The 22,894-nt window shown below is 46.4% G+C and carries 16 protein-coding genes and 1 tRNA gene; 1 reads left to right on the top strand and 16 read right to left on the bottom strand.

Annotated features, from left to right (window positions below; translation table 11 throughout):
• Positions 1-135 precede the first annotated feature (135 nt).
• A tRNA-Met gene (locus tag ACN0UY_RS02505) sits at positions 136-212 on the top strand.
• On the opposite strand, the gene ACN0UY_RS02500 is transcribed toward ACN0UY_RS02505, so the two are convergent.
• The 16 genes from ACN0UY_RS02500 to ACN0UY_RS02425 form a co-directional block, all read right to left on the bottom strand.
• Positions 169-1,884 (bottom strand): 5'-nucleotidase C-terminal domain-containing protein, encoded by a 1,716-nt coding sequence (locus tag ACN0UY_RS02500; protein ID WP_417665901.1) that lies wholly within the window; start codon positions 1,882-1,884, stop codon positions 169-171. The two genes, ACN0UY_RS02505 and ACN0UY_RS02500, sit on opposite strands and share 44 nt — an antisense overlap.
• Before the next feature lie 51 nt (positions 1,885-1,935).
• On the bottom strand, positions 1,936-2,484 hold the full coding sequence (locus ACN0UY_RS02495; RefSeq protein ID WP_417665216.1) for a cell division protein ZapC domain-containing protein: 549 nt from the start codon (positions 2,482-2,484) through the stop codon (positions 1,936-1,938).
• A gap of 54 nt (positions 2,485-2,538) precedes the next feature.
• Positions 2,539-3,549 (bottom strand): quinone-dependent dihydroorotate dehydrogenase, encoded by a 1,011-nt coding sequence (pyrD, locus tag ACN0UY_RS02490; RefSeq protein WP_417665900.1) that lies wholly within the window; start codon positions 3,547-3,549, stop codon positions 2,539-2,541.
• Positions 3,549-8,393: an NAD-glutamate dehydrogenase gene (locus tag ACN0UY_RS02485; protein ID WP_417665215.1), complete on the bottom strand. Its 4,845-nt coding sequence runs from the start codon at positions 8,391-8,393 to the stop codon at positions 3,549-3,551. Before ACN0UY_RS02485 ends, pyrD begins: the two co-directional genes overlap by 1 nt.
• Positions 8,394-8,610: 217 nt before the next feature.
• Entirely contained in the window at positions 8,611-11,232 is a 2,622-nt protein-coding gene (pepN, locus tag ACN0UY_RS02480; protein WP_417665214.1) for an aminopeptidase N, read from the bottom strand.
• A gap of 20 nt (positions 11,233-11,252) precedes the next feature.
• On the bottom strand, positions 11,253-12,713 hold the full coding sequence (gene nhaC / locus ACN0UY_RS02475; protein WP_417665213.1) for a Na+/H+ antiporter NhaC: 1,461 nt from the start codon (positions 12,711-12,713) through the stop codon (positions 11,253-11,255).
• 22 nt (positions 12,714-12,735) lie between these two features.
• Positions 12,736-14,118, bottom strand: coding sequence for a sodium-dependent transporter (locus ACN0UY_RS02470; protein ID WP_417665212.1), 1,383 nt, complete (start codon positions 14,116-14,118; stop codon positions 12,736-12,738).
• An 88-nt stretch (positions 14,119-14,206) separates the two neighbouring features.
• The gene (prc, locus tag ACN0UY_RS02465; RefSeq protein WP_417665211.1) at positions 14,207-16,267 is read right to left on the bottom strand and encodes a carboxy terminal-processing peptidase; all 2,061 of its coding nucleotides are present in this window, start codon (positions 16,265-16,267) and stop codon (positions 14,207-14,209) included.
• Positions 16,268-16,279: 12 nt separating this feature from the next.
• On the bottom strand, positions 16,280-16,933 hold the full coding sequence (gene proQ / locus ACN0UY_RS02460; RefSeq protein WP_417665899.1) for an RNA chaperone ProQ: 654 nt from the start codon (positions 16,931-16,933) through the stop codon (positions 16,280-16,282).
• Positions 16,923-17,216 carry a hypothetical protein gene (locus tag ACN0UY_RS02455; RefSeq protein WP_128351525.1) on the bottom strand — a complete coding sequence of 98 codons (294 nt, stop codon included), beginning with the start codon at positions 17,214-17,216 and terminating at the stop codon, positions 16,923-16,925. The genes proQ and ACN0UY_RS02455 overlap by 11 nt, the downstream gene beginning before the upstream one ends.
• A 19-nt stretch (positions 17,217-17,235) precedes the next feature.
• Positions 17,236-17,700 (bottom strand): GAF domain-containing protein, encoded by a 465-nt coding sequence (locus tag ACN0UY_RS02450; RefSeq protein ID WP_417665210.1) that lies wholly within the window; start codon positions 17,698-17,700, stop codon positions 17,236-17,238.
• Between the two features lie 8 nt (positions 17,701-17,708).
• Complete coding sequence (locus ACN0UY_RS02445; RefSeq protein ID WP_417665209.1) at positions 17,709-18,002, bottom strand: YeaC family protein; 294 nt, start codon at positions 18,000-18,002, stop codon at positions 17,709-17,711.
• A complete protein-coding gene (locus ACN0UY_RS02440) occupies positions 18,002-18,331 on the bottom strand; it encodes a hypothetical protein (protein WP_417665208.1) in 330 nt (109 codons plus the stop codon). Before ACN0UY_RS02440 ends, ACN0UY_RS02445 begins: the two co-directional genes overlap by 1 nt.
• A gap of 126 nt (positions 18,332-18,457) precedes the next feature.
• Positions 18,458-20,143 carry an alanine/glycine:cation symporter family protein gene (locus ACN0UY_RS02435; protein ID WP_417665207.1) on the bottom strand — a complete coding sequence of 562 codons (1,686 nt, stop codon included), beginning with the start codon at positions 20,141-20,143 and terminating at the stop codon, positions 18,458-18,460.
• Positions 20,144-20,202: 59 nt separating this feature from the next.
• A complete protein-coding gene (locus ACN0UY_RS02430) occupies positions 20,203-21,333 on the bottom strand; it encodes a M14-type cytosolic carboxypeptidase (RefSeq protein WP_417665206.1) in 1,131 nt (376 codons plus the stop codon).
• 61 nt (positions 21,334-21,394) lie between these two features.
• Positions 21,395-22,840 (bottom strand): glyceraldehyde-3-phosphate dehydrogenase, encoded by a 1,446-nt coding sequence (locus tag ACN0UY_RS02425; RefSeq protein WP_417665205.1) that lies wholly within the window; start codon positions 22,838-22,840, stop codon positions 21,395-21,397.
• Between the last annotated feature and the right edge of the window lie 54 nt (positions 22,841-22,894).

Genomic DNA, 22,894 nt, shown 5'->3' with positions numbered 1-22,894 from the left:
GAAATCGGCACCGTCTGTATTGCGCGAATTGCTTGTTTATTGGGCGGTTAAACCGGAATCGACTATTAAATAAGCGAACGGTGAATTTAGCTATTGCGTTTAGGTTGGGGTATCTATAACATGCGCAGCATCGGACGCGGGGTGGAGCAGTCTGGTAGCTCGTCGGGCTCATAACCCGAAGGTCGTAGGTTCAAATCCTGCCCCCGCAACCAATTTCCAATTTTCTTCCAGTTCTGGGCTATAGCCCTTCTCTCCTAAGCTTTTTAAATACTCAATCAAAATATGTTGTAGCTGATCGGGCGCGCGGTAAATAATTTGCGAGCCATCAAGATTAGCAAAATCACCGCCACCACTGGCACGATAATTATTAGTAATCACCACATAGTCGTGCTCATCGTTAATATCATCAGTTGTTGAAACCCGCTGCCCTACTTTTTGGCTTGGATCAATCTCATAATTTAACCCTTTAAACGTGTCGAATTGATAAGACGGAATCTCTTTATTTACCCAACTCCATCGATCGTTTGGCTGCCCAACTGTTAACGCTTTAGCTGATTCTTCTAACCATTGTTTTAGCGCAGCCCCCTTTATTTTCACCACTTCAAGCGTATTGGGATAACGGTAGAGATCGCCAATGTCACCCAGTGTCACTGCGCCTGGTTCAATCAAGGTGTAACTATCATTGGCATGTAAGGCTGCATGAAACGGAGCTGCCGCGCTGAAGCGTGGTATGTTCTGCCAGGCTGGGTTTGCAGCTTCGACATAGCGTTCGATGTACCACAATTGTGCATCATGAATCAGCTGCATAGCTAATGTAGGCTGCAAGCGAGCATATTGCTGACTCAAAGCGGCCTGCGTGATGCCGATGGGTTGTTTCATAAACGCCAAGGTTGCTGTGTGCGCCGATGCTAACATCTGGTTAACTCGCGTATCGCGCGTTGCGCCGACTTGAAGGACTGATGATTGATGCGACTCAACGTGCCATGTTTTGTGGCTTTCATCAAAGCTTAACGCGAGATCAATCACACCCAGATACTCGCCATGAACACCTGGTTGAACCGCTGGAACACCAAATATAGTGCCTTTTTGACTATCCACATTAGTGAGTTGATCATAAACCGACGTGCCCGGAAATAATTCGTGCTGATGTCCAAAAATAATTGCGTCAACGCCCTCTATTTGCGCCAGTTCCCATACCGCCTGTTCGCTGTCGCTGGTTATGTCTGAATGTTTGGGCATTCCGGTATGGGCAACTAACACCACCAAATCAGCGCCTGCAGCGCGTGCCTGCCGAATTTCTCGTTCAGCCGCACCACGCATCGCCTCAACCTGCACATGTTCAGCTAAATGATGGGTATCCCACTGCATGACTTGCGGTGGCAACACGCCGACCAAACCAATCTTCAAAGCGACATTACGGTCACCAACGGGCATATCTTTTTCAATGATGGTGTAGGCGCGATGATTCAATTGCTGCTTGGCGTAATCTGATTGGGCAATCAAGTTGGCGCTGAGTATAGGCGCATCAAGCCCATGATAAGCGGCGGCTAAATAGTCGAGACCGTAATTAAATTCATGGTTACCTAAATTTACGGCGTCATAATCGAGGTAATTTAATAGAGGTGCGAGCGGAAGTTTGGCGTGCTGTTCACTTTGCGCAACCATCCAGTCGGTAAACGGCGAGCCTTGAATAAGATCGCCATTCTCAATTAACAGACTGGCATCAGCTTGTTGCCGGGCTGCGTTAATAAGTTCGGCTGTGTAGGCCAGCCCTTTTTGCTCATAACGGTCGGCAAAATAATTGAATCCAGTAAAGTGTCCATGCACGTCACTGGTCGCAAGTATGCGCAGCGTATTTGTAGGGGGTGTCGCAGCCGAGGTCATCGATGTCATAAAAAATAGACCAGTCAGAGCAATGGATTTGCGCCACATGAACTAAGCTTGACGCAGGTTATCTGGCTGTTGGTGCGTATCGGCAAAGGCAGACTGGAGCCGGTTAGGCATTACCTTAATCACGTCATATTGACTTAAGGTTTTAATATCAGACAGCGGAAACTTATCCGCTAAAACCATGCACTCAACGAACTCACCGTCGGTTGTGCATATCGCACACAATACGTCCGCAAGCCCTGAGTTTAATCGCACCAATGTGCCTACTGTTAACGGGTAGTTTGGCGTTACGTCGGCAGTTTGGAAATACCAACTTTGCGGCATTTGCGGCCGGCCAAATTTTTGGTAAATCGTATGGTTTAACGCAGCTTCAAGTATTGTTTGTGGGCTAAGTCGATGGTGTTCATCAAGAGCGTCAAAAAAGCTCTGAAAGTTTGCTGCATCTTCTGTTGAAAACGTAGCATTTAATGCATGCAACGGCACCAATCGCGAAGCCTTGTAGGGCGCTGTATGCACCAGCCCCTGCTCCAGCTCAATCTGCAATTGTTGTTGGTCTGGATCATAAACCCAGCGCCATTGTTGTGTCGCGTGCACGTCATATCCTTGTCGAGAAAATCTAGCAATTAAAGTATCTAAATGCGTACCAATTTACAAGCTGTTGACAATATCTCTTACTAATCGCGGACCGTGATAAATAAATCCGGTATAGATTTGTACCAAACTTGCACCTGCTGCTAATTTATCTTTTGCTGCCTGCGCGCTATCAATACCGCCTACAGCAATAATCGGTAACTGGCCTTTACTATGTTTCGCAATAACTTTCACAACATGAGTACTGGCCTCAAACAAGACTTTACCACTTAAGCCCCCGGCTTCATCCGCATGAGGTAAACCTGCAACAGCTTCCCGACTCAGCGTGGTGTTGGTGGCAATTACAGCATCAATATGATGTGTCATGAGCGCATCAGTGATTGCGCAAATACCTTCATCGGTTAAATCTGGCGCAATCTTGACCGCGATTGGAACGTAACGGCCATATTTGCTCTCAAGTTCAGCTTGCTCGGCCTTTAAAGCTGCTAATAGCGAATCCAACGCACTCCCGTGCTGAAACTCACGCAGCCCCGGTGTGTTAGGTGATGAAATATTTACCGTAATATAGGCCGCAAACGCATAGACCTTGCGCATACAGTGCAGATAATCTTGTACCGCCTCAGCTTCAGGTGTGTCTTTATTCTTACCAATGTTAATCCCTAACACACCACTGAATTTTGCCTGGCGCACCTGTTCAACAAGATGATCAACACCTAAATTGTTGAAACCCATACGATTAATTATGGCTTCTTTTTCTGTAATGCGAAACAGACGTGGCTTTGGATTTCCCGGTTGCGGGCGCGGTGTTACGGTGCCTACTTCGATGAAGCCAAACCCCATCTGCGAAAAAGCATCGATACACTCTGCGTTTTTGTCGAGTCCTGCGGCTAAACCTACGGGGTTTGGAAATTCAATTCCCATCACCGTGACTGGACGATGTGCCAAGCGCTGCCGCCACGCAATTGAAAACGGCGTGTGCGCAAACTTCTTAAGTAAATTTAAAGTCAAATCGTGTGACTGTTCAGCATCCTTACTGAACAGCCATTTACGCATGAGTGCATACATAATTATGAATTTACCGACGTGCAATTATGGTTCAATAACATCAGCTCACGTAAAGCAACTGAGAATTTCGCAAACTCATGAGTTTTCGTGGTGCGGAAGTCAGATAGCATAACCAACCAACGGTCGACGTAAACTTTGTTGTCACTTATCCATGTATCGAGAACGGCCATAGCGTCTTGCTTGGTATCTCCTGCTTTCAACATGCTCATGGTGAGTGAACGTTGTTGCCAGTCAAGCTCCTCGCGGAAGGCTGCGCGTGCAAGCGCTTGCCAATGGTTATCAACCGGCTGACTGTTGATTTGATCAAGGAACCAATGCAACGAAACGCGTGAACCAAGGTTAAAGTAGGCCTTCGCAACAGTACCGACTTGGCGACCTGTTTCATGTGAGATATCGGCTAAGTCCAGGGCTGAGAACAAAGTGGTTAGAATCGCAATGTTATGCGCCAGTTTCGCTGGTACACCTTGCGCTTGTAACTTATCAATTTGTTTCTCGATTTGTGCACGCTCGTCATCAACCAAATAAGTCAGCACGTTTTTGCGCAAGTCATCGAAACTTGATTTATAGAAATCAATTTGTTCCTGAATAGTTGCTAGGTTTGGATTGCGATGGCGCAAGAACCAACGTGTAGAGCGACGCACAACACGGCGGATTTGGAATAACATGCCGTTTTGTACATCGGCCGGAATCTTGTTGTTACACGCTTCAATTTGTTCCATTAATGCACGTAAATCAAAGCATTCGCGGGCAACCACATACGCTGACGCAACTTCAGCTTCCGTTGCGCCTGTAGCGTCTACCTTGCGATACACAAAGTTCGGGCCCATATCGTTGACAATGTTGTTCGCCAAACGGGTTGCAATGATTTGGCCGCGCAATGGATGGTTTTCCATTGCTTCCGCGTATTTTTCTTGCAGCGGTTTCGGGAACGCATTGATCAATGAACGCGCATGGAACGGATCAGACATGATTGCATCGTCAAGCAACTGTTCTTTCAGAACCATCTTGCCATAAGCAGTTATTACAGCGAGTTCAGGGCGTGTAAGGCCCTTCCCTTGCGCCTGACGCTCGGCTAACTCATCGTCATCCGGCAAAAACTCGAGCGCACGGTTTAACTGCCCTTCGCGTTCCAAATGATGAATAAAACGCTGCAACTCTTTGATTTGATCGGCACCACGAATCGCTGTCACTGAAATTGATTGTGACTGACGGAAACAATCTTTAATCACGATTTGTGATACTTCGTCGGTCATGTCGTATAACAGTTGATCGCGTTGCTTACGCGTTAAATCACCGCTTGCAACCAAGCCATTTAGCAAAATTTTGATATTAACTTCGTTATCTGAGCAGTCCACACCACCCACGTTATCTATGGCATCCGTGTTTATGCGGCCGCCTGTGCGGGCATACTCAATACGACCGAGTTGGGTGAAGCCTAAATTACCGCCCTCGCCCACAATTTTCGCGCGCAAATCTTTACCGTTGATGCGCAATGCATCGTTGGCGCGGTCGCCTACGTCACTGTCACTCTCTTTGGCCGATTTAACGTAAGTACCGATACCACCGTTCCAGAACAAATCAACGTTAAGCGTCAAAATGGCTTTGATCAATTCATTCGGCGTGAAGGTCTTCTTCTGCGTATTGAATAATTTTTTCATTTCGGGCGGTAGTTCAATTGCTTTCGCGCTTCGCGAGAATATACCACCACCTTCTGAAATCAGTGATTTGTCAAAATCCTCCCAAGATGAACGCGGCAGCTTAAACAAACGTTCACGTTCAGCATAGGTTTTTTCGGCACTTGGATTTGGGTCCACAAAAATGTGTAAATGGTTGAATGCGCCAACTAAACGGGTGTGTTTAGATAACAGCATACCGTTACCGAACACGTCACCAGCCATATCACCCACCCCAACCGCGGTAAAATCGGTGGTTTGACAATCGATCCCCATTTCACGGAAATGACGTTTAACCGATTCCCACGCGCCGCGTGCGGTAATGCCCATTTTTTTATGGTCGTAACCAACCGAACCACCCGACGCGAAAGCATCACCCAACCAGAAGTTGTATTCAGCAGAAATACCATTGGCAATGTCTGAGAAAGTTGCTGTACCTTTATCCGCTGCAACAACTAAGTAAGTATCATCTTCATCATGGCGTACAACGTCTTTCGGTGGAACTACTTCGCCACTCACAATGTTATCGGTAATATCTAACAGAGCACGAATAAAGGTGCGGTAGCAGTTTTTACCTTCTTCAAAGAACGCTTCGCGCTCTTCCGGTAAGTTTTTACAGAAAAAGCCACCTTTCGCACCCACAGGAACGATAACTGTATTTTTAACCTGCTGTGCTTTAACCAAACCGAGCACTTCGGTGCGGAAGTCTTCGCGACGGTCAGACCAACGCAAACCGCCACGAGCAACCTTGCCACCGCGCAGGTGAACACCTTCCACGCGCGGTGAATAAACAAAAATCTCATATTTCGGCAATGGCAGTGGCATTTCTGGAATCATTTCCGGCATAAATTTCACGGAGATGTATGGCTTTTCATTGCCCTGCTCGTCACTTTGGAAGAAGTTGGTGCGCAAAGCAGCCAAAATGAGCTCAACATAGCGACGAATGATGCGGTCATCATCCAAGTTCGCAACGTTTTCCAATTCTGAATTGATACGTGTTTCAAGCGCTTCAATTTTCTTGTCGCGACTTTTCTCTTTCGGATCAAATTTCGAATAGAACAGCTTCACAATAAGTTTAGCGATCAGAGGGTACTTACTGAACGTGCTCTCAATATAGGCTTGGCTAAATGTGGTACCAATTTGGCGCATGTATTTTGCAAACATACGTAAAATGATTACCTGCCGGCCAGTTAATCCTGCACTTAAGACGAGACGGTTAAAACCATCATCTTCGTACAACCCGTCCCAAACTTTGGCAAATCCGTTTTGGAATAAATCACGGCTCGCCTCAAGGTCAAGTTTCGCGTTGCTGTGCAGCATTTGGAAATCAAGTATCCAGAACAAGCTGCCATCGGTCGTTTTAATCTGATACGGGCTTTCACCAATAATACGCAGGCCAAAGTTTTCCAACATAGGTAATACGTCAGACAAGTGAATTGGCTCGTCTTTGTGGAATAGTTTTAACCGAATTTTCTTACTGGTTTCATTTTCTTCACGCGAACGATAAAACAGCATGCCAAGTTTGTGGTCGTCATCAAGCGCTTCAATTTGCGCGATATCGGCAATCGCGACCGAGGGCAGTACTTCTTCTTTATACGCACGCGGGAACGCATTGGAATAGCGCTTGTTGAGTGCATTGGCTTTTGCTTCGCCAAAGGTGCTGCTTAAAATTCGCTCAAAGTTGTCTTCCCAAGTGCGGGCTGCTTCAATAAGGTTTTGTTCAAGTTCTTTCACGTCAATGTCCTGTACGTGTTCGCCGAGGCGCACGGTGTAATGAGTTCGGGCTAGCGATGATTCCGAAAAGTATGTGGTGAAATCTACATCACTGGTGCCAGCTAAAGTGCGGGCGAGAATTTGCTGTGTTTTTTGTCGTAACAAGGTGTTGTAGCGCTCTTTTGGCACGTACACCATGCAGGATGCGAACCGACCAAAAATATCACGGCGCACAAAAACTCGGGTCATGTCGCGCTCTTGCATTTGCAAAACGCCTAAACCGACTTCCAATAAGTCATCTTCAGGTGCCTGCACGATCTCATCACGTGGATAAGTTTCTAAAATGTTCAACAGTGCTTTTGCAGCGTGTGAGTTCGGCGCAAAACCAGACTCTTCCATAACGCGTCTAATTTTATCACCGACCAACGGCACATCGCGGGCGCTATTGTTGTAAAAACTACTTGAGTACAAGCCAATAAAGCGGTCTTCGCCAATAACCTTGCCGTTTTTATCGAACCGTTTAATCCCAATGTAATCACAGTATGCAGGACGATGAACGCGCGATTTGGTATTCGTTTTAGTTAATAGCAGTAAACTGTTATCAAAGGTAAGATCGCGGGCAACTTCGGGTAGAGACGATACCAACCGTTCTTTGTTGTTCGCACTTTTTCGCATCAAACCGAGGCTTGATTCGGCCACTTGACGAATGACGTAGTCACCTTTTACCGGCGATAAATCGTAGCGGCGATACCCCATTAACGTGAAGTTGTCTTTCGCCAGCCACCCCAAGAAGCGCTGTGCTTCTTGAAGTTGCTTCTTGTCACCTGGGTAATTGATGTCACTGAGGCTTGCCGCTATTTCGCTGAGACGCTCACGCATAGGTAACCAATCCGATACGGATAAGTTAATTTCGTCCATAACTGACGCAAGCTCTTTCTTCAAGGTGGTGATCGCTTCTTTACTGGTTTGACGATCCACTTCAATCAGGAAAACCGTATCCACTTCGTTATCTTCGTTGCGGGTACCGGCTTTGAGAAGCTCAGTAATTTGATTTTTCTCGTCACGCTTATGGCTTATGGGCAGATGCAAAAGTAAGTGCGATGTAATACCTAAGCGCGACAAAGCCATGCGAATCGAGTCCACCATAAACGGACTATCCGATTGAATGACTTCAATAATAGTATGCGCCGACTCCCAGCCGTGACGCGGCACTTCTGGATTGTAGATTTTGATGAGCGCTTTTTCGCCGGGATTGTAGTCGTTAAACGTGTGCCACAAGCCCATTACAGCACCATACATGTCGCTGTCATTTCGCAGCGAGAGATCATCCGGTGAGATATTGCGGAATAACCTCATCGCAAAATCTTTGATTAAATCGGCTCGGTCGGTAGCGCGTTGCTGAATCAGCTCAGCCACCTTCTGCAAAACAACGGGAATCTGGCCTTCGCCAAACGCATTCATGATGGTGTCCTTTTACGTGATAGGTATTACGAAGTTGTGATAGTTGCTATAGGTCGCTATCACCCAACGAAATAATTGCCATCATTGTCGGACATTTAGGTTGGTTATTCAATGCTTATTATCACGAAAAAACCAGTGTTCAGACCACGGTTTTCGGGGTCTGAACATGATTATGAGGATGCTTTGCATGTTTATTACAAAGCCGATCAAATTCAGCCTAATCTGTTGCGAGACTTTGGCTTATTTTTTCATCTAAATCAGAGGCCAAAGCTGGCAATTTATGCAAGCCTTCAAGTACCGCTTTCATCTGTTGCTGGCGTTGCTCATCGTAACGGCGCCATTGGGTTAACGGTGTAACAAGACGCGCTGCAACTTGTGGGTTCTTCGTGTTTAAGTAGCTGATCATATCGGCCATTAACCGATATCCAGCACCGTCAGCGCGGTGAAATTGCACCATGTTACGCCCAAAAGTAGCATATAAAGCGTATTGACGATTTGGATTATCCGGATTGAAGCGACTGTGTTTTTTCAGAGTTGCTACGGTTTCTGCAACATCCGCATGCGGGGCGCCCGCTTGAATCGCAAACCATTTATCCAGAACGAGTGGATCATTTTGCCATTGTTGCTCAAAAGCATCCAACAACTGTTGCTTGCTGTCCAAGTTAAGATGCACCGCAATTTGCAAGGCACTTTGCTGTGCGGTCATGTTGTCCGCTTTTGAAAAGTAACGAGCAACTTCATTACTAAACTGTGCCGGCTTATTCAGGGCAAGATAGTAAAGCGCAGTATGCTGCAAGCTTCGATTCGCAATCGCCGAACCGCTTAGCTGATATGGCTCTTGCTTGCGCGTTGTCCAAATGGCTAGAAACTCGTTATGTAAACAATTTGCAATTTGTTGACGCAAGCTATTTACCGCATCATCAATGGCTGCCAAGGGTATATTTCGGGTAAAATATTCCGCTATTTCCTCCACCGTTGGCGGCGTTACCACCAGTGATTTTAATGCCGCATCAAGCGGTGTGGCTGCCATATTCTGCAAGGCTTTCGCGACGGACTGCGGAAGTTCAAGCGGGTGTTGATTGCTTACCGCATCGAGAATTAATTTGGTATAAATGTGTTGAGCAGCTTCCCAGCGAGTTACATCCTGTTGCGCATTCGCAAGCAATACAATGCTGTCTGAAAAATCTTGCTCGAATTCCAATTTTACCGGAGCGCTGAAGTTCTCGAGCAATGCCAATACCGGAGCTTCCTCAATATTTTCAATCGTCAGCTGGTCGGTTTGCTTTGTGAGTTCAAATAGTAAACTCCCCGACTCATGGCGGCGAAGCTGTGGATGCTGCATCGCGATCAATTGACCATTTGCCGTGTATGCACTGAGCAAAATTGGAATATGTACCGCCAACTTTTCCGCTTGGCCGGGGGTTGGCGGTGTTTCCTGCGCGAATTTTAAGGTTAATGTTTTAGCCTGAGCATCGTAATGCTGGCTAACCTTAACTGTCGGCGTTCCAGCTTGACTGTACCACCGCTGAAAATGCCTTAAGTCCGTATTAGTTGCGTCCGCCATTGCCGCGACAAAGTCATCACAGGTCACAGCCTGGCCATCATGACGTTGCACATAGAGCTTCATACCGGCTTGAAAGCCCTTTTCACCCAGTAAGGTGTGCAGCATACGAATAACTTCGGCGCCCTTGTTATAAACCGTTACCGTATAAAAATTATTCATTTCTATAACTTTGTCGGGACGGATCGGATGCGCCATAGGGCTGGCATCTTCATTGAACTGATGGGTTCGAATAATACGAATTGCATCAATGCGATTAACGGCCCGTGAGCCGAGGTCTGAACTGAATTCCTGGTCGCGGAATACTGTTAAGCCTTCTTTTAAACTCAGTTGAAACCAATCACGACAGGTAATTCGATTACCCGTCCAATTATGGAAATACTCGTGCCCTATCACCGATTCTACATTCAAAAAATCTTGGTCGGTTGCTGTTTTTGAATCGGCCAACACATAGCGTGAATTAAATACGTTTAAGCCTTTATTTTCCATTGCCCCCATGTTGAAGAAATCAACGGCGACAATCATATAAATATCTAAATCGTATTCAAGGCCAAATCGTTCTTCATCCCAGCGCATCGAATTTTTTAAAGCTGCCATTGCATAGTCCGCACGCTTTAAATTCCCGTGGTCAACAAATAGCTGCAATAAAACTTCACGACCACTTTTGGTGGTGTAATGGTCTGTTAAAACCTCAAAATCACCAGCTACCAAAGCGAACAAATAAGCTGGTTTCGGATGCGGATCATGCCAACGTACCCAATGCGTTCCATCACTGTTATCACCTTGAGCGACAGCATTTCCGTTGCTCAATAAATAAGGATAAGTTTGCTTATCTGCGGTAATTGTTGTGGTAAAAATCGCAAGAATGTCCGGTCTATCCAAATAATAGGTAATGCGTCGGAACCCTTCAGCTTCACATTGGGTGCAGAACGCCCCACCCGACTTATAAAGTCCCTCAAGGGCGCTATTTGCAGCAGGGTTAATGGTATTGACGATAGTTAACTCAAACGCTTCCTTTGGCACACAGGTAAGGGTTAGTGCTTTATCGGTAATCTGGTAATCCTGTTCCGACAAGCTTTGGCCGTTAATTTTAACGCTCTGCAACGACATATGCTCGCCATGCAAGCGCAACTCTGTACAAGCTGTAATCGGCTCGATCTGCATGCGATTGGTCACATGCGTTCGGGAATCATGCAGATCAACAGTTAAATCGACCGAGGTGATACGAAACTCCGGAGCTTGATAATCGCTCCGAAGCTTTGCCAATTGTGCAGTCATAATTACCTATAATTGTTTAATTAAGCGGTTTTCGGTACCGGCAAGCGTAAGATGCGGAAGCCTGTATAAGCATAAGTTAATGCTATTAGTGGTGTTAACCAGTTAAAGAAGGCAAATGGTGCATAAATCCATGGGCTAACGCCCAATGCGCCCATCATAAAGGCACCACACGTATTCCAAGGGATTAATGCGGACGTTAAGGTTGCACTGTCTTCCAACGTACGTGATAACACGCGTGGGTCTAATCCGCGCCGCTCAAACTCTTCACGATACATGCGGCCTGGAAGAACAATCGCCATGTATTGATCGGCAGTTAGAATGTTCGCCCCGAAACAGGTAAATAATGTCGCACCTATCAAGCTGCCTATCGACTTCACATACCCCAACAGACCAGCTATAAGACGTTGCAGTAAGCCAAGTTTTTCCATGATGGCGCCGAAGGTCATGGCACTGAGAATCAACCACACCGTATTAAGCATGCTCGACATGCCGCCGCCGCTAAGCAGCTGGTCTAGATCTTCAGAGCCCGTTTCAATGGTTACCCCGTCTGAAAGTGCGCCCCAAATAACTTTGGCGGTACCAACCACAGACTCATCACCACCAGCTATTTTAGTTATCATTTCTGGTTGAAAGATAACGGCCCAGGCACCACCAAGCAGAGCGCCAAAGAAAACCGTTGGCAAGGCTGGCTTGCGCGTTGCTGCTAAATAAAGAAGCACCAACAATGGTACCAGCATGATCCAACCGATATTAAAGGTGTTACGCAGCTCCAATTGCATTTTTTCCAGTTCTAATAGACTTACCGAACTGTCGGCGTTGAAGCCTAGAATCAAGAATATAATTAAAGTAATGATAAATGCGGGACCTGCCGTATAGGCCATGTAACGAATGTGTGAGAATAATTCTGAACCTGCTACAGCTGGTGCGAGATTGGTGGTATCACTTAATGGCGACATTTTATCGCCAAAATATGCACCTGAAACCACTGCGCCGGCGGTAATTGCTGGTGATAAATCCATACCTGCAGCAACGCCCATTAGGGCTACACCGATGGTTGCAGCTGTAGTCCACGAGCTGCCGATAGCCAGTGAAATGATGGCGCATATAAGCGCTGATGCAGCGTAGAACCAACTTGGGTTTAATAATTCGAGACCGAAATAAATCATGCTTGGTACGGTACCGGCAAGCAGCCAGGTACCGATAAGAGAGCCCACCGCGAGAATTATCAATAACGCGCCCAGAGCAACCGAAATCCCCTCTTTTATGCCGTCTTCGATGTCTGCCCATGAAAATTTATTATAAAACCCAATCGCTATGGCAACACCGGCTGCTATCCATAAGGCAATTTGATTGGGTCCGTAAGATGAATCTTCGCCAAACAAAAAAACTGACAAACCAAGCATAATGATAAGCGCGATTAGCGGCAGTGATGCTTGCAGGATTGTTGGAGTACGTTGCTCCAACGTTGTATTGTTTTGCATAATTATTCTCTAATTCAAAAAATTAAAACTGAATAATACCGATCAGTTGTAAGAAAATCAGAACAATTGCTATCGGTGCCAACCAGCGCACGATAAATTGCCATAGTCGGAAAACTTTCGGGTTAGTATTAAGCTCATCGCTACTATACGCCGATTTCATAACCCAGCCTGCGAAAATAGCAAGCAGCAGCCCACCAAGTGGCAGTAACACGTTAGACGTGGCGTAATCAATCACATCAAATAATGACGTAAGCTGTTTGCCAGGAACCTGCCAATCAATCTGTGTCCAACTGGCACCACTGAAGCTGTAGATGGTAACTTGACCCAGCAACCAGAGCGTGAAGCCCGCCGCCATAGTGGCTGGCCAACGATTCAGCTTAAACCGTTCTTCCATAAAGGCCACTGCAGATTCAATCATGGCGATTGCTGAGGTGAACGCCGCAATTACAAGCATAATGAAGAAAATAGTACCGAGTGTATTTCCCGCTGGCATTTGGCTAAAAGCGACGGGTAAGGTCTGGAATATCAAGCCCGGACCAGCTTCAGGGGTAAGCTGACTACCAAAAACAATCGGGAAAATAGCTAATCCCGCCAGCAATGCCACCAATGTATCCGCAAGTGCTACCCATAACGAAGTTTGAACAACCGAAGTCGACTTTGATAAATAAGCGCCATACATAATCACCACACCCGACGCGAGTCCGAGTGAAAAGAATGCATGCCCAAGCGCTAACATCACGCCGTTGATGGTCAATTCGGAAAAGTCCGGCGCAAACATGAAGTCGACAGCTGCTGCGAAGTCACCAATATATGCGGCATAGCCAGCTAGGCCTATCAGCAAAATAACCATTGCGGGAAGCAACCAAGAGACGGCGCGCTCTAGGCCATCTTTAATACCATTACCAACAACCAATACGACGCCTGCAATGATCAGCCCATGCCATAAGGTGAGGCGTGCCGATGAGCTAACGAGATCGCCGAATACCTGATTGATTTCAGCGACGCTGGCTCCGGCAAAGGTTCCACTTGCAGCTTCGTACACATAGGCCAGTGCCCAACCGGCAATAACCGCATAAAAGCTCAACACTAGGAAACCTGTCGCCATACCAACCCAACCGGTTATCTGCCAAGCTTTGCTGCGCCCTGACTCTCGTGCCACTTGGCGCGCAGCGTAGCCTGGGCTGTGCCGGCCTCGGCGACCAATAATAATTTCGGCGATCATGATTGGAATGCCGATGCCAGCAATACATAGCAGATAAACCAGCACAAAAGCGCCACCACCGTTTTCGCCGGTAATATAAGGAAACTTCCAGATATTCCCTAAACCTACAGCGGCGGCAGTTGAGGCTAATATAAACAATAAGCGACTCGACCAGCGACTCGCGATAGAGGGTGACTCATGCATGAATGTTATTGTTCCGTGTTTTTTGTAATTATTATTTAGCTATAAAAAAGCCGCATAATGCGGCTTTCTAGCTAGTTCGTAGATAAGTTTAATTCATCGCAAGCTTATGTGCATCAATCAATGCAAGGCTCAAGGCTACCGTTTCTTGTAAGTAGGGATCATCCAACTCAAGATCTGTTGGAATGTCGTCAACCTTTTCAACAGGTTCCATACCCAAACGACTCAGGCGAGCATTTGCGCGGTCAAGCTTTTCTTGTTCGTCACGCGCTTGTTCTGCTTTGCGCTCATCAAGAACTAAGCTAACCCAGGTGCGATCTTTGTCGCGTTCATAGGCTTCAATGTCTTCAAAGACAAACTTAAACTCTGGGTTCTCTTGCACCCGAGCATCTAGCTTTTCCTGCCATTTTTTGAACTGTGTTGACGGAATCAGATTGAGCGGCTCGTACGACGCTGCCGGCAATTTATCCCACGGCAAAGCATTTTCTTGGCTACTTTCACCAAATTCTTCGGCATCAATCATTGACGGTAAATGAAGATCTGGCGTTACACCACGCATTTGAGTACTACCACCGTTAATACGATAAAACTTAGCAATGGTAAACTGTACACTGCCTAGTGGATTTTCGTAATTATCAAATGGGTACATTTGCAACGCTCGGTGGTGCTGCACAGTTCCCTTACCGTATGTGTTTTCGCCAACGATAACTGCGCGTTGATAATCCTGCATGGCTGCAGCAAAAATTTCTGATGCCGAAGCACTATAACGATCAACCATAACCACTAACGGACCATCGTAAAATATTTTACCATCACGATCGCCATTGATGTCACGGCGTTTGCGGCCATCGAGTATCTGAACAACAGGGCCTTTATCAATAAACAAACCTGACAAAGAAATCGATTCAGACAATGAACCACCGCCGTTACCGCGTAGATCTATAACGAGTGCTTCAGCTTTTTGTTCTTGCGCTTCACTGATTAGGCCTTCCACATCATCGGTTAGCCCATTATAAAAACCAGGAATCTCGATAACGCCAACTTTACGACCGGCGTATTGCCCTTCTTCTGGCGCCTCAATTTCTAATTTCGCAGCGCGGTCTTCTAATTTGACCTTATCACGAACAATGGCAATTTCTTTCGGCTGTGCACCGGCGCTCTGGTTGGCTTTTAATACCTGTAACCGAACCGTTGAGCCTTTCGGGCCCTTAATAAGCTCGACCACTTCATCGAGTCGCCAACCAATCACATCAACAAAAGTTTCGTCATCACCTTGTGCAACGCCAACAATTTTGTCATCAACCGCCAACTCGCCACCGTTGTCAGCCGGACCGCCCGGAACCAAGCTACGAATCACTGTGTAGTCATATTCAGCTTGTAAAACTGCGCCAATACCTTCTAGCGACAAGTTCATGTTTTGCTCAAAGCGCTCGGCGTTACTTGGCGATAAATAGCTTGTATGTGCTTCTACGCTACGCGCAAAAGCATTCATTATGGTTTGAAATACATCTTCACTATTGGTTTGCGTTAACCGTTTGAGTGCGTTGTTGTAGCGTTTACCTAAGGTCTCTACAACCTCCGGCCATTCTTTACCCGTTAAGGTTAAATTTAACGCGTCATACTTAACGCGTTGACGCCATAACTCATCCAACTCGGATTCTGTTTTGGCCCAGGTTGCTTCTTCACGATCGAAGTGGTACTTGTCGCCAGCCACTGTAAAGTCGAATGGTTGCTCTTCGTCAAGCAACGAAAGTGCGTAGCTGTAGCGTTCAAAACGGCGATTCAACGACTTTTCATACAGCGAATAGGCCGCATTAAGTTTGCCGGTTAGAATCATGTCATCAAATAGCTGCTTATATTCTTGAGCTTGATCGACATCGTCCTGTAGCAAAAACATTTTGCTATAGTCCAACATATCAAGATAACGGGATAAAATTTGCGATGACAGCTCGTTATCGAGCTCCATTTGCTTGAAATGGTCGCGCGTGAAAAACCGAGCAACGCGGTGGCTTGCAACACCATGTTGTTCTTGTGGTTTAAGTTGCGGTAATTCATCCGGCGAGTGGGCCGGCGGAATAGCTAATGCTGCAGCCGACAGGCCAGCGCTAAGCGAAACCGCAAGTGCAAATTTAGAAATCACGCGCTTGGTCATACTTCACTACTCCTATTTCGTGACAAATACAGCGTTTACATTCACTTTGACCGTCAAGCCGTTTTGAAGTTGCACATAAATGTCATCGCGATCAATTTCAGTCACTTGGCCTGCTATGGGAGACAGACCCGCTTTAACCTGAACCTGTTGCCCTACCCGCAACTGATCACCTTTAACTGCCTGTAAATCGAGTTTTGGGGTGGGTGCAGGTTTCGCCACTGCTGGTTTTTTGGCTGGCCGTTTAGCCCGCGCTTTTCGCGCTTCCTGGTTCGCTGGTTTGGCAGCCTTAGCTTGCGCAGCTTGTTCTTTGCGTTTCGCCGCTGCACGCTCAGCTGCAACCGCCTTTGACTCCGCCAATGTTTGTTCAGCGTGTTGCTGATGCTCTTCCTCTATAATACCTGCGTCAGCACCGTCGAGATCAACGCGTTGCGTACCAACTTTCACACTGCGTAGATACCGCCAGCTATTGGTATAGTGTCGTAAGGCTGTTCGTAGCCGTGTTTTACTTACCGTTTCATCGTCAGCTAAACGCGCAGCAAGATCTTCAAAAATACCAATTTTTAGGGGCTTCGCGTCACCTTCAAGCGTAAAGCATTGAGGAAATTTTTCAGCTAAATAGGTAATTACTTCTTTCGTATTCGTTAACTTTTTTACGTCAGTCGTCATCGTCATTAAATTCCTGCTGACGCACGTCAGCTAGTTGCTCCATGATATACGCTTGCATTTCTTCACTATCGAGTTCAAGAAGTTCGGGATTTTCTATCCAATCAAATAGTGTGCGGCGTACAACTTCTTCTAATTGTTCTATCGTATCTTCGGCATCGCTAAACTCGGCAATGTAATGCAACATCTCATTCATTTGATCTGTTGCTGCTTCTTCTTCACCTTCGAAGAAACGCATGTCGAGATGACTTACTAAGTACGCATAAATATCAAATTCACTATACATAAAATTGTTGTTGCCTGCCCTACTGCGACCAATTAAGTTGCTCTATATATCGCCCAATGCGCGTTAAGCCCTCAGCATCCGCTTCAGAAAATCGAGCGACACTTGGGCTATCAAGGTCAAATACGCCAACCACCTCGTTATTCACAATCAATGGCACAACAACTTCAGAATTAGAAGCTGCGTCGCATGCAATGTGGCCAGCAAAGGCGTGCACATCCTCAATGCGTTGGGTTGTGCGTGTTGCAGCTGCCGCGCCGCAAACACCGCGACCAAAGGCAATGCGCAAGCATGCCACTTTACCCTGAAATGGGCCTAACACCAAGGTTTCCGGCTCACGGGTTAGGTAAAAGCCGACCCAATTAACATCGTCTAAAGCGTCGTACACAAGTGCGGAAATGTTACTTAAATTTGCAATTAAGTCCGGTTCACCCTTAGTAATTGCACGGGCTTGTTCAAGCAAAAGGTCATAATTTGTGGTTTGCATGGGCGTGACTAGGATGCCTCACTTGAAGAATTAAGCGGAAAACTTGCGATAGTATCTGCTGGCTTAATTTCAGCTTTCATATCGCGCTTGCTGCGCGTAACTAATTGGCCGTCAGCGCCAATCCGAAATGCTTCCTCAGACGGGGTGTAACGCGCCTGATAGGCCATCACCAACTGAATGGAATGCTCGCGTTGCTGTTCAGTAAGCTTAACGCCGTCCGGCCATTTACCCAGCTCTACCGCTTGAACCAAACGCTCAAAAGTTTCAGGTGTTATCGATGAAAGCAAATCATCAAACTGCATTAACTACGTTTCCTTTTGATAAAAACTAACCGTACGCGGTTTATGACAAACCCTATTAAACCAACAATCATTAAGCCATAAGAAACTTTGGCCGGCCAGGTTTCTGGTAACGGCTGTTGAATGAAATAGTACGTAAATGCCGCAATTGCAATTAATAACGCAAGCATTGACTGACTAACAAGGCGCTCACGCTTGCTTGCCATAACGCGCTGCCATTCACGGTCGAGTTCTTCTCCCGATAAACCTGTTAGCTTAAAATCACAATGTGGGCAGTTTGTAGCTTTGTCAGACACCCGCTTACTGCATGAGGGGCATTGAATAAGCGCCATGTAAACCTCGTTTACGTTTCTGTTAAATAGGCAATATAAGGGATTTGGCTCTAAATTCAAGCCGCCGCACCCCTATAAGTTACAGAGAGACCCGCCGCAGCGGGTCTCTCTAAGTATTAACAACGCTTACTTTTCAGCATCTTTTTTGCTTTTTTCAGCATCAAAGTCTTGCCAATAAGCTTTTACGGTATCTTTCATTTCTCGGCGTAACAAGAAAATACCGAATAAGTTCGGCAACGTCATCAGTACGATGGCCACGTACGACATGGTCCACACCAGCGTCGTATCAGCGAATGAAGCAACGAAGAACCCTGCTACATAGATAATACGGTATGGCATTACGCCTCGTTGACCAAAAAGATAAACCACTGCGCGGTCACCGTAGTACGACCATGCGATTGCCGTTGAAAATGCAAACAGCATTAAGCTAATCGGTACAATGTACTCACCAGCCGGGCCTAAGAAGCCCATGCTAAATGCTTTTGACGTTAGCGCCGCCGAGTGAATCAATGAATCACCGATAATAACAATGTCTTCTTTGCGCAACTGCCCATCTTCAATACGTAGCGTGCCGGTGTATGGGTCTTCGCCAGCGACGATGAAGCGTACATTCTCTGCAACAGAACGTGCATGCAGCATGGTGTAACCATTGCTAACCGCTTTACCGTCACGCACTTGGATGGCACCCGTAAACTTCTCAATGGTGTTTTCGTCTGTATCATTTAAGTAATGATAAAGCGCTTCCCGGTCCACTTCTGTCGCGTCTGAATAATTACCCGCAACAATCTCTAGATCGGTGCGTGAGAAAGTATTCTCATGCTTTTGCGACCACACACCAGACGAAAGAATAACTAAACCAGTTAACGTACAGATGATGATGGTATCGATAAACGGTTCGAGAATTGACACCATGCCCTCGGACACAGGCTCGTCAGCGCGCGCAGCAGCGTGAGCTATAGGTGCTGAACCTTGCCCTGCTTCATTTGAGAACAAGCCACGGTTGACACCACGGTTGAACGCATAAGCAAAGGTTGCACCCAAGAAGCCACCGGTTGCTGCAGAGCCGGTAAAGGCATTAGTAAATATTGATGCAAACGAAGGACCAATCTGATCAAGGTTAAAAAAGATAACACTTAATGAGCCGAGTATGTAAAGCACACCCATGATTGGCACAATCTTTGAGGTCACTGCAGCAATCCGCGAAATACCGCCGATAATAACCAGTGCAAGTAGTATCGAAAGTACCCCACCAACAATCATTGGCTCAAACCCAAAGCTCATTTCCATACTTTGAGCAATGTTGTTGATTTGCGGCATGTTACCGGTACCAAACGAGCTGATGATGGTTGCGATGGCAAAAATTACTGCCAACCATTTCATGTTCAAGCGGCGGTCCATGTAATACATCGGGCCGCCAGCCATGGTTCCGTCTTCGGTTTGTACACGGTATTTATGCGACAGCGTGACTTCCACAAACTTCGTTGTCATACCTAAAAACGCGGTAATCCACATCCAAAATATTGCTGCTGGGCCACCCAAGAATATGGCCAACGCAACACCACCAATATTACCGGTACCTACTGTACCCGATAGCGCTGTTGACAATGCTTGGAAGTGACTGGTGTCACCTTGCGCACCTTTTTTATCGAACTTCCCAGTTACAACTTTCCAGGCGTGGCCAAAAAATCGAATTTGTGGAAACCCAAGGTACAAGGTAAAGAAGATACCAACACCAAGTAAAATATATGGGAAGTATGCTGCAGACCCTAAATAGCTATCGAGTAGCAGTAAAAAGTTATTTATCGCTTCCAAGGTGTCCCCCTTGTCGAGTTATTATTGTTGTTGTTCACGTTCAAGCTAGCGTGCGCGACCTAGTCGCGCAAGTTATTTCCGATAGCGTAGATAGCACTAACGACGTCAGCACCGAATTGTTGGCTACGATTCGCTGACCAACCGAAGTCGGCATCAGGCAAGTTGGCATTATCTTTAAATGGCATCTCTAAAGTAAATGCTAAACAGTTGAATCGCTCGCTAACTGCGTTACTTGCAACCGTTAAGTTGGCTTCACCTGGCTTATCAACTTCGTAACCGTATTCAACCTGAAACTCAGGCGTGATAGAAAGCAATACCTGCTTAAACTTCTCACCGAGTGCATGGTTGCGCTCGCTGTAACTGGGTACGCCCTCGCAACCCGCTAAAAAGTTGTAAGGCAGTGCTTCATCGCCATGCACATCAAGGTAGAAATCAACACCAGTTTCTTGCATCGCATTGAGTACATAGAATACTTCTGGGCTTTTCTCCAGCGACGGTTCAGCCCATTCACGGTTTAAGTTCACGCCAACGGCATTGGTACGTAAATGACCGCGCACGCTGCCGTCAGGGTTCATGTTTGGTACGACATAAAACACATTATTCTCTAATAATTTCCGTGCAGCAGCATCTTCATCATCCAACAATCGGCTCAGAAAGCCCTCCATAAACCATTCGGCCATGGTTTCGCCCGGATGTTGTCGCGCGGTCACCCAAATTTTGGCTTTGTGATCTGCAGGCTCACCAATTACCAGCAAGTTCATATCACGGCCGTCTAGAGTTGGGCCGAGCAACACATGTTGGCATTCGATCGACTGCTGTGCCCACTGAATAAGGTCTTGATGGCGTTCGTATGAATACGGGGTAAAGTAAGCGTAATAAACACTCTCTTGGTCTGGCGTATGACGAATAACGAGCTCTTTGCCGTTATATTCGGTGGGTACACGAAACCAGTTTTCGCGATCATAAGAAGCTAATGCTGAATAGTCTTTCCACCCGTCAGGATACGCTGACTGACCCGCGTTAGTGATATGCATAACGTGTTCAACGCCCGGTTCACCGTACAGTTTAAAATGGAACCACTGATAAAAATCAGATTGATTGTCCTGGCGAATGGCTAATTGGATTGAGCTGGCCTTATTGGCCTCGATAACTTCAATATTGCCACTATCAAATTGCGCAGTTATAAACATGAATTCCCCTATTCCTGAAAAAACAAAAGCGCCCCTAAAAGGCGCTTTTGATAACACTATTTTATTTTGGTAAGTTCAGCAACTGCTGCCCTGCCATCTGTTCAGCGACACGCACTACCTGACAGCTATAGCCAAATTCGTTGTCATACCAAACATATAGAACCGCACGATCTTCGTCAACGATAGTTGCTTGTGAGTCAACCACCCCCGCATAACGCGAACCAACTAAGTCAGTAGAGACAATTTCCGTTGATGCTGTGTAATCAATTTGCGCTTGTAATTCAGAATGCAGCGCTTGATCACGTAAAAAAGCATTGAGTTCTTCTTTATTAGTTTGCTTATTAAGATTTAGATTCATAATCGCCATAGATACATTCGGCGTTGGCACTCGAATGGCATTGCCAGTTAGTTTACCCGCAAGCTCAGGCAATGCCTTAGCAACCGCTTTCGCTGCACCGGTAGACGTTAACACCATGTTTAATGGCGCCGAACGGCCGCGACGGTCAGCTTTATGGTAATTATCAATTAAGTTTTGATCATTGGTGTACGAATGCACCGTTTCAACGTGACCATTACGGATACCATATTGGTCATTGATAATTTTCAATACAGGGGTAATCGCGTTGGTGGTACAGCTTGCCGCACTGATAATTAAATCATCGGCCTTGATGTCTGCCTGATTCACACCAAACACCACGTTTTTAATGTCACCCTTGGCTGGAGCAGTAAGAAGCACTTTCTTCACACCTTTTGATTTTAGGTGCAAGCTGAGCCCTGCTTCGTCGCTCCAAATACCCGTGTTATCAATGATAATTGCGTCATTAATACCGTACTGCGTGTAATCGACCTGGTCTGGCCCATCTGAGTAAATCACTTTGATACTGGTACCATTGGCTTTAATTGCGCTGTTTTCGTGGTCAACAGTAATCGAACCATTGAATGGACCATGAATTGAATCACGACGCAACAAGCTTGCACGTTTCTCAAGGTCGCCATTACGCCCGCCGCGCACCACAATTGCACGTAAACGCATTTTGTTGTTGCTGCCGTTACGCTCAATTAATAATCGAGCTAGGAGTCGGCCAATACGCCCGAAGCCATAGAGAACCACGTCTTGAGGTGCAATTTCATCGGCTTTATCGACAATGTCGATCAGTTCGCGTTTCAAGTAGGTTTCAATGCTGTCGCCCTTGCCCGCATCTTTGTGCAAGTAATTAAACGCAAGCTTACCTAGGTCAACACGCGCAGGCGCAAGTTTCATTTTGCTTAAGGCTTCAATAAACGGAAAACTTTCACGTAAGCGCAACTTCACACCTTCATGGCGACGAATCAAACGATGCGCCTTGATGATGTTAATTGTATCGACATTAAGTAGTGAACGACCATACACCAAAATTTCAACACCGTAGTTCCGGTATAGGCGGCCAATAATTGGCTGCATCATTTCGGCATATTCCTGGCGCTCCTGCCAACTAGCTAAGGTCAGATCCTGTTGCTGATCACTCATGTGGTTACCTTTATGTTACGTGAATTTGACGGTTGCATTAAATCAGGCGGGTAT

The sequence above is a fragment of the Pseudidiomarina sp. genome, from assembly GCF_048268165.1.
Taxonomy (GTDB): Bacteria; Pseudomonadota; Gammaproteobacteria; order Enterobacterales; family Alteromonadaceae; genus Pseudidiomarina.
Note: the sequence above shows the minus strand (reverse complement) of the source record. Positions and strands in the feature narration are given on the sequence as shown.

Bases quoted from the DNA above. Each gene is read 5' to 3' on its own strand.
- ACN0UY_RS02500 (WP_417665901.1), bottom strand. From the start codon at position 1,884: ATGACCTCGGCTGCGACACCCCCTACAAATACGCTGCGCATACTTGCG.
- ACN0UY_RS02485 (WP_417665215.1), bottom strand. From the start codon at position 8,393: ATGAATGCGTTTGGCGAAGGCCAGATTCCCGTTGTTTTGCAGAAGGTG.
- pepN (WP_417665214.1), bottom strand. From the start codon at position 11,232: ATGACTGCACAATTGGCAAAGCTTCGGAGCGATTATCAAGCTCCGGAG.
- nhaC (WP_417665213.1), bottom strand. From the start codon at position 12,713: ATGCAAAACAATACAACGTTGGAGCAACGTACTCCAACAATCCTGCAA.
- ACN0UY_RS02470 (WP_417665212.1), bottom strand. From the start codon at position 14,118: ATGCATGAGTCACCCTCTATCGCGAGTCGCTGGTCGAGTCGCTTATTG.
- prc (WP_417665211.1), bottom strand. From the start codon at position 16,267: ATGACCAAGCGCGTGATTTCTAAATTTGCACTTGCGGTTTCGCTTAGC.
- proQ (WP_417665899.1), bottom strand. From the start codon at position 16,933: ATGACGACTGACGTAAAAAAGTTAACGAATACGAAAGAAGTAATTACC.
- ACN0UY_RS02455 (WP_128351525.1), bottom strand. From the start codon at position 17,216: ATGTATAGTGAATTTGATATTTATGCGTACTTAGTAAGTCATCTCGAC.
- ACN0UY_RS02450 (WP_417665210.1), bottom strand. From the start codon at position 17,700: ATGCAAACCACAAATTATGACCTTTTGCTTGAACAAGCCCGTGCAATT.
- ACN0UY_RS02445 (WP_417665209.1), bottom strand. From the start codon at position 18,002: ATGCAGTTTGATGATTTGCTTTCATCGATAACACCTGAAACTTTTGAG.
- ACN0UY_RS02440 (WP_417665208.1), bottom strand. From the start codon at position 18,331: ATGGCGCTTATTCAATGCCCCTCATGCAGTAAGCGGGTGTCTGACAAA.
- ACN0UY_RS02430 (WP_417665206.1), bottom strand. From the start codon at position 21,333: ATGTTTATAACTGCGCAATTTGATAGTGGCAATATTGAAGTTATCGAG.
- ACN0UY_RS02425 (WP_417665205.1), bottom strand. From the start codon at position 22,840: ATGAGTGATCAGCAACAGGATCTGACCTTAGCTAGTTGGCAGGAGCGC.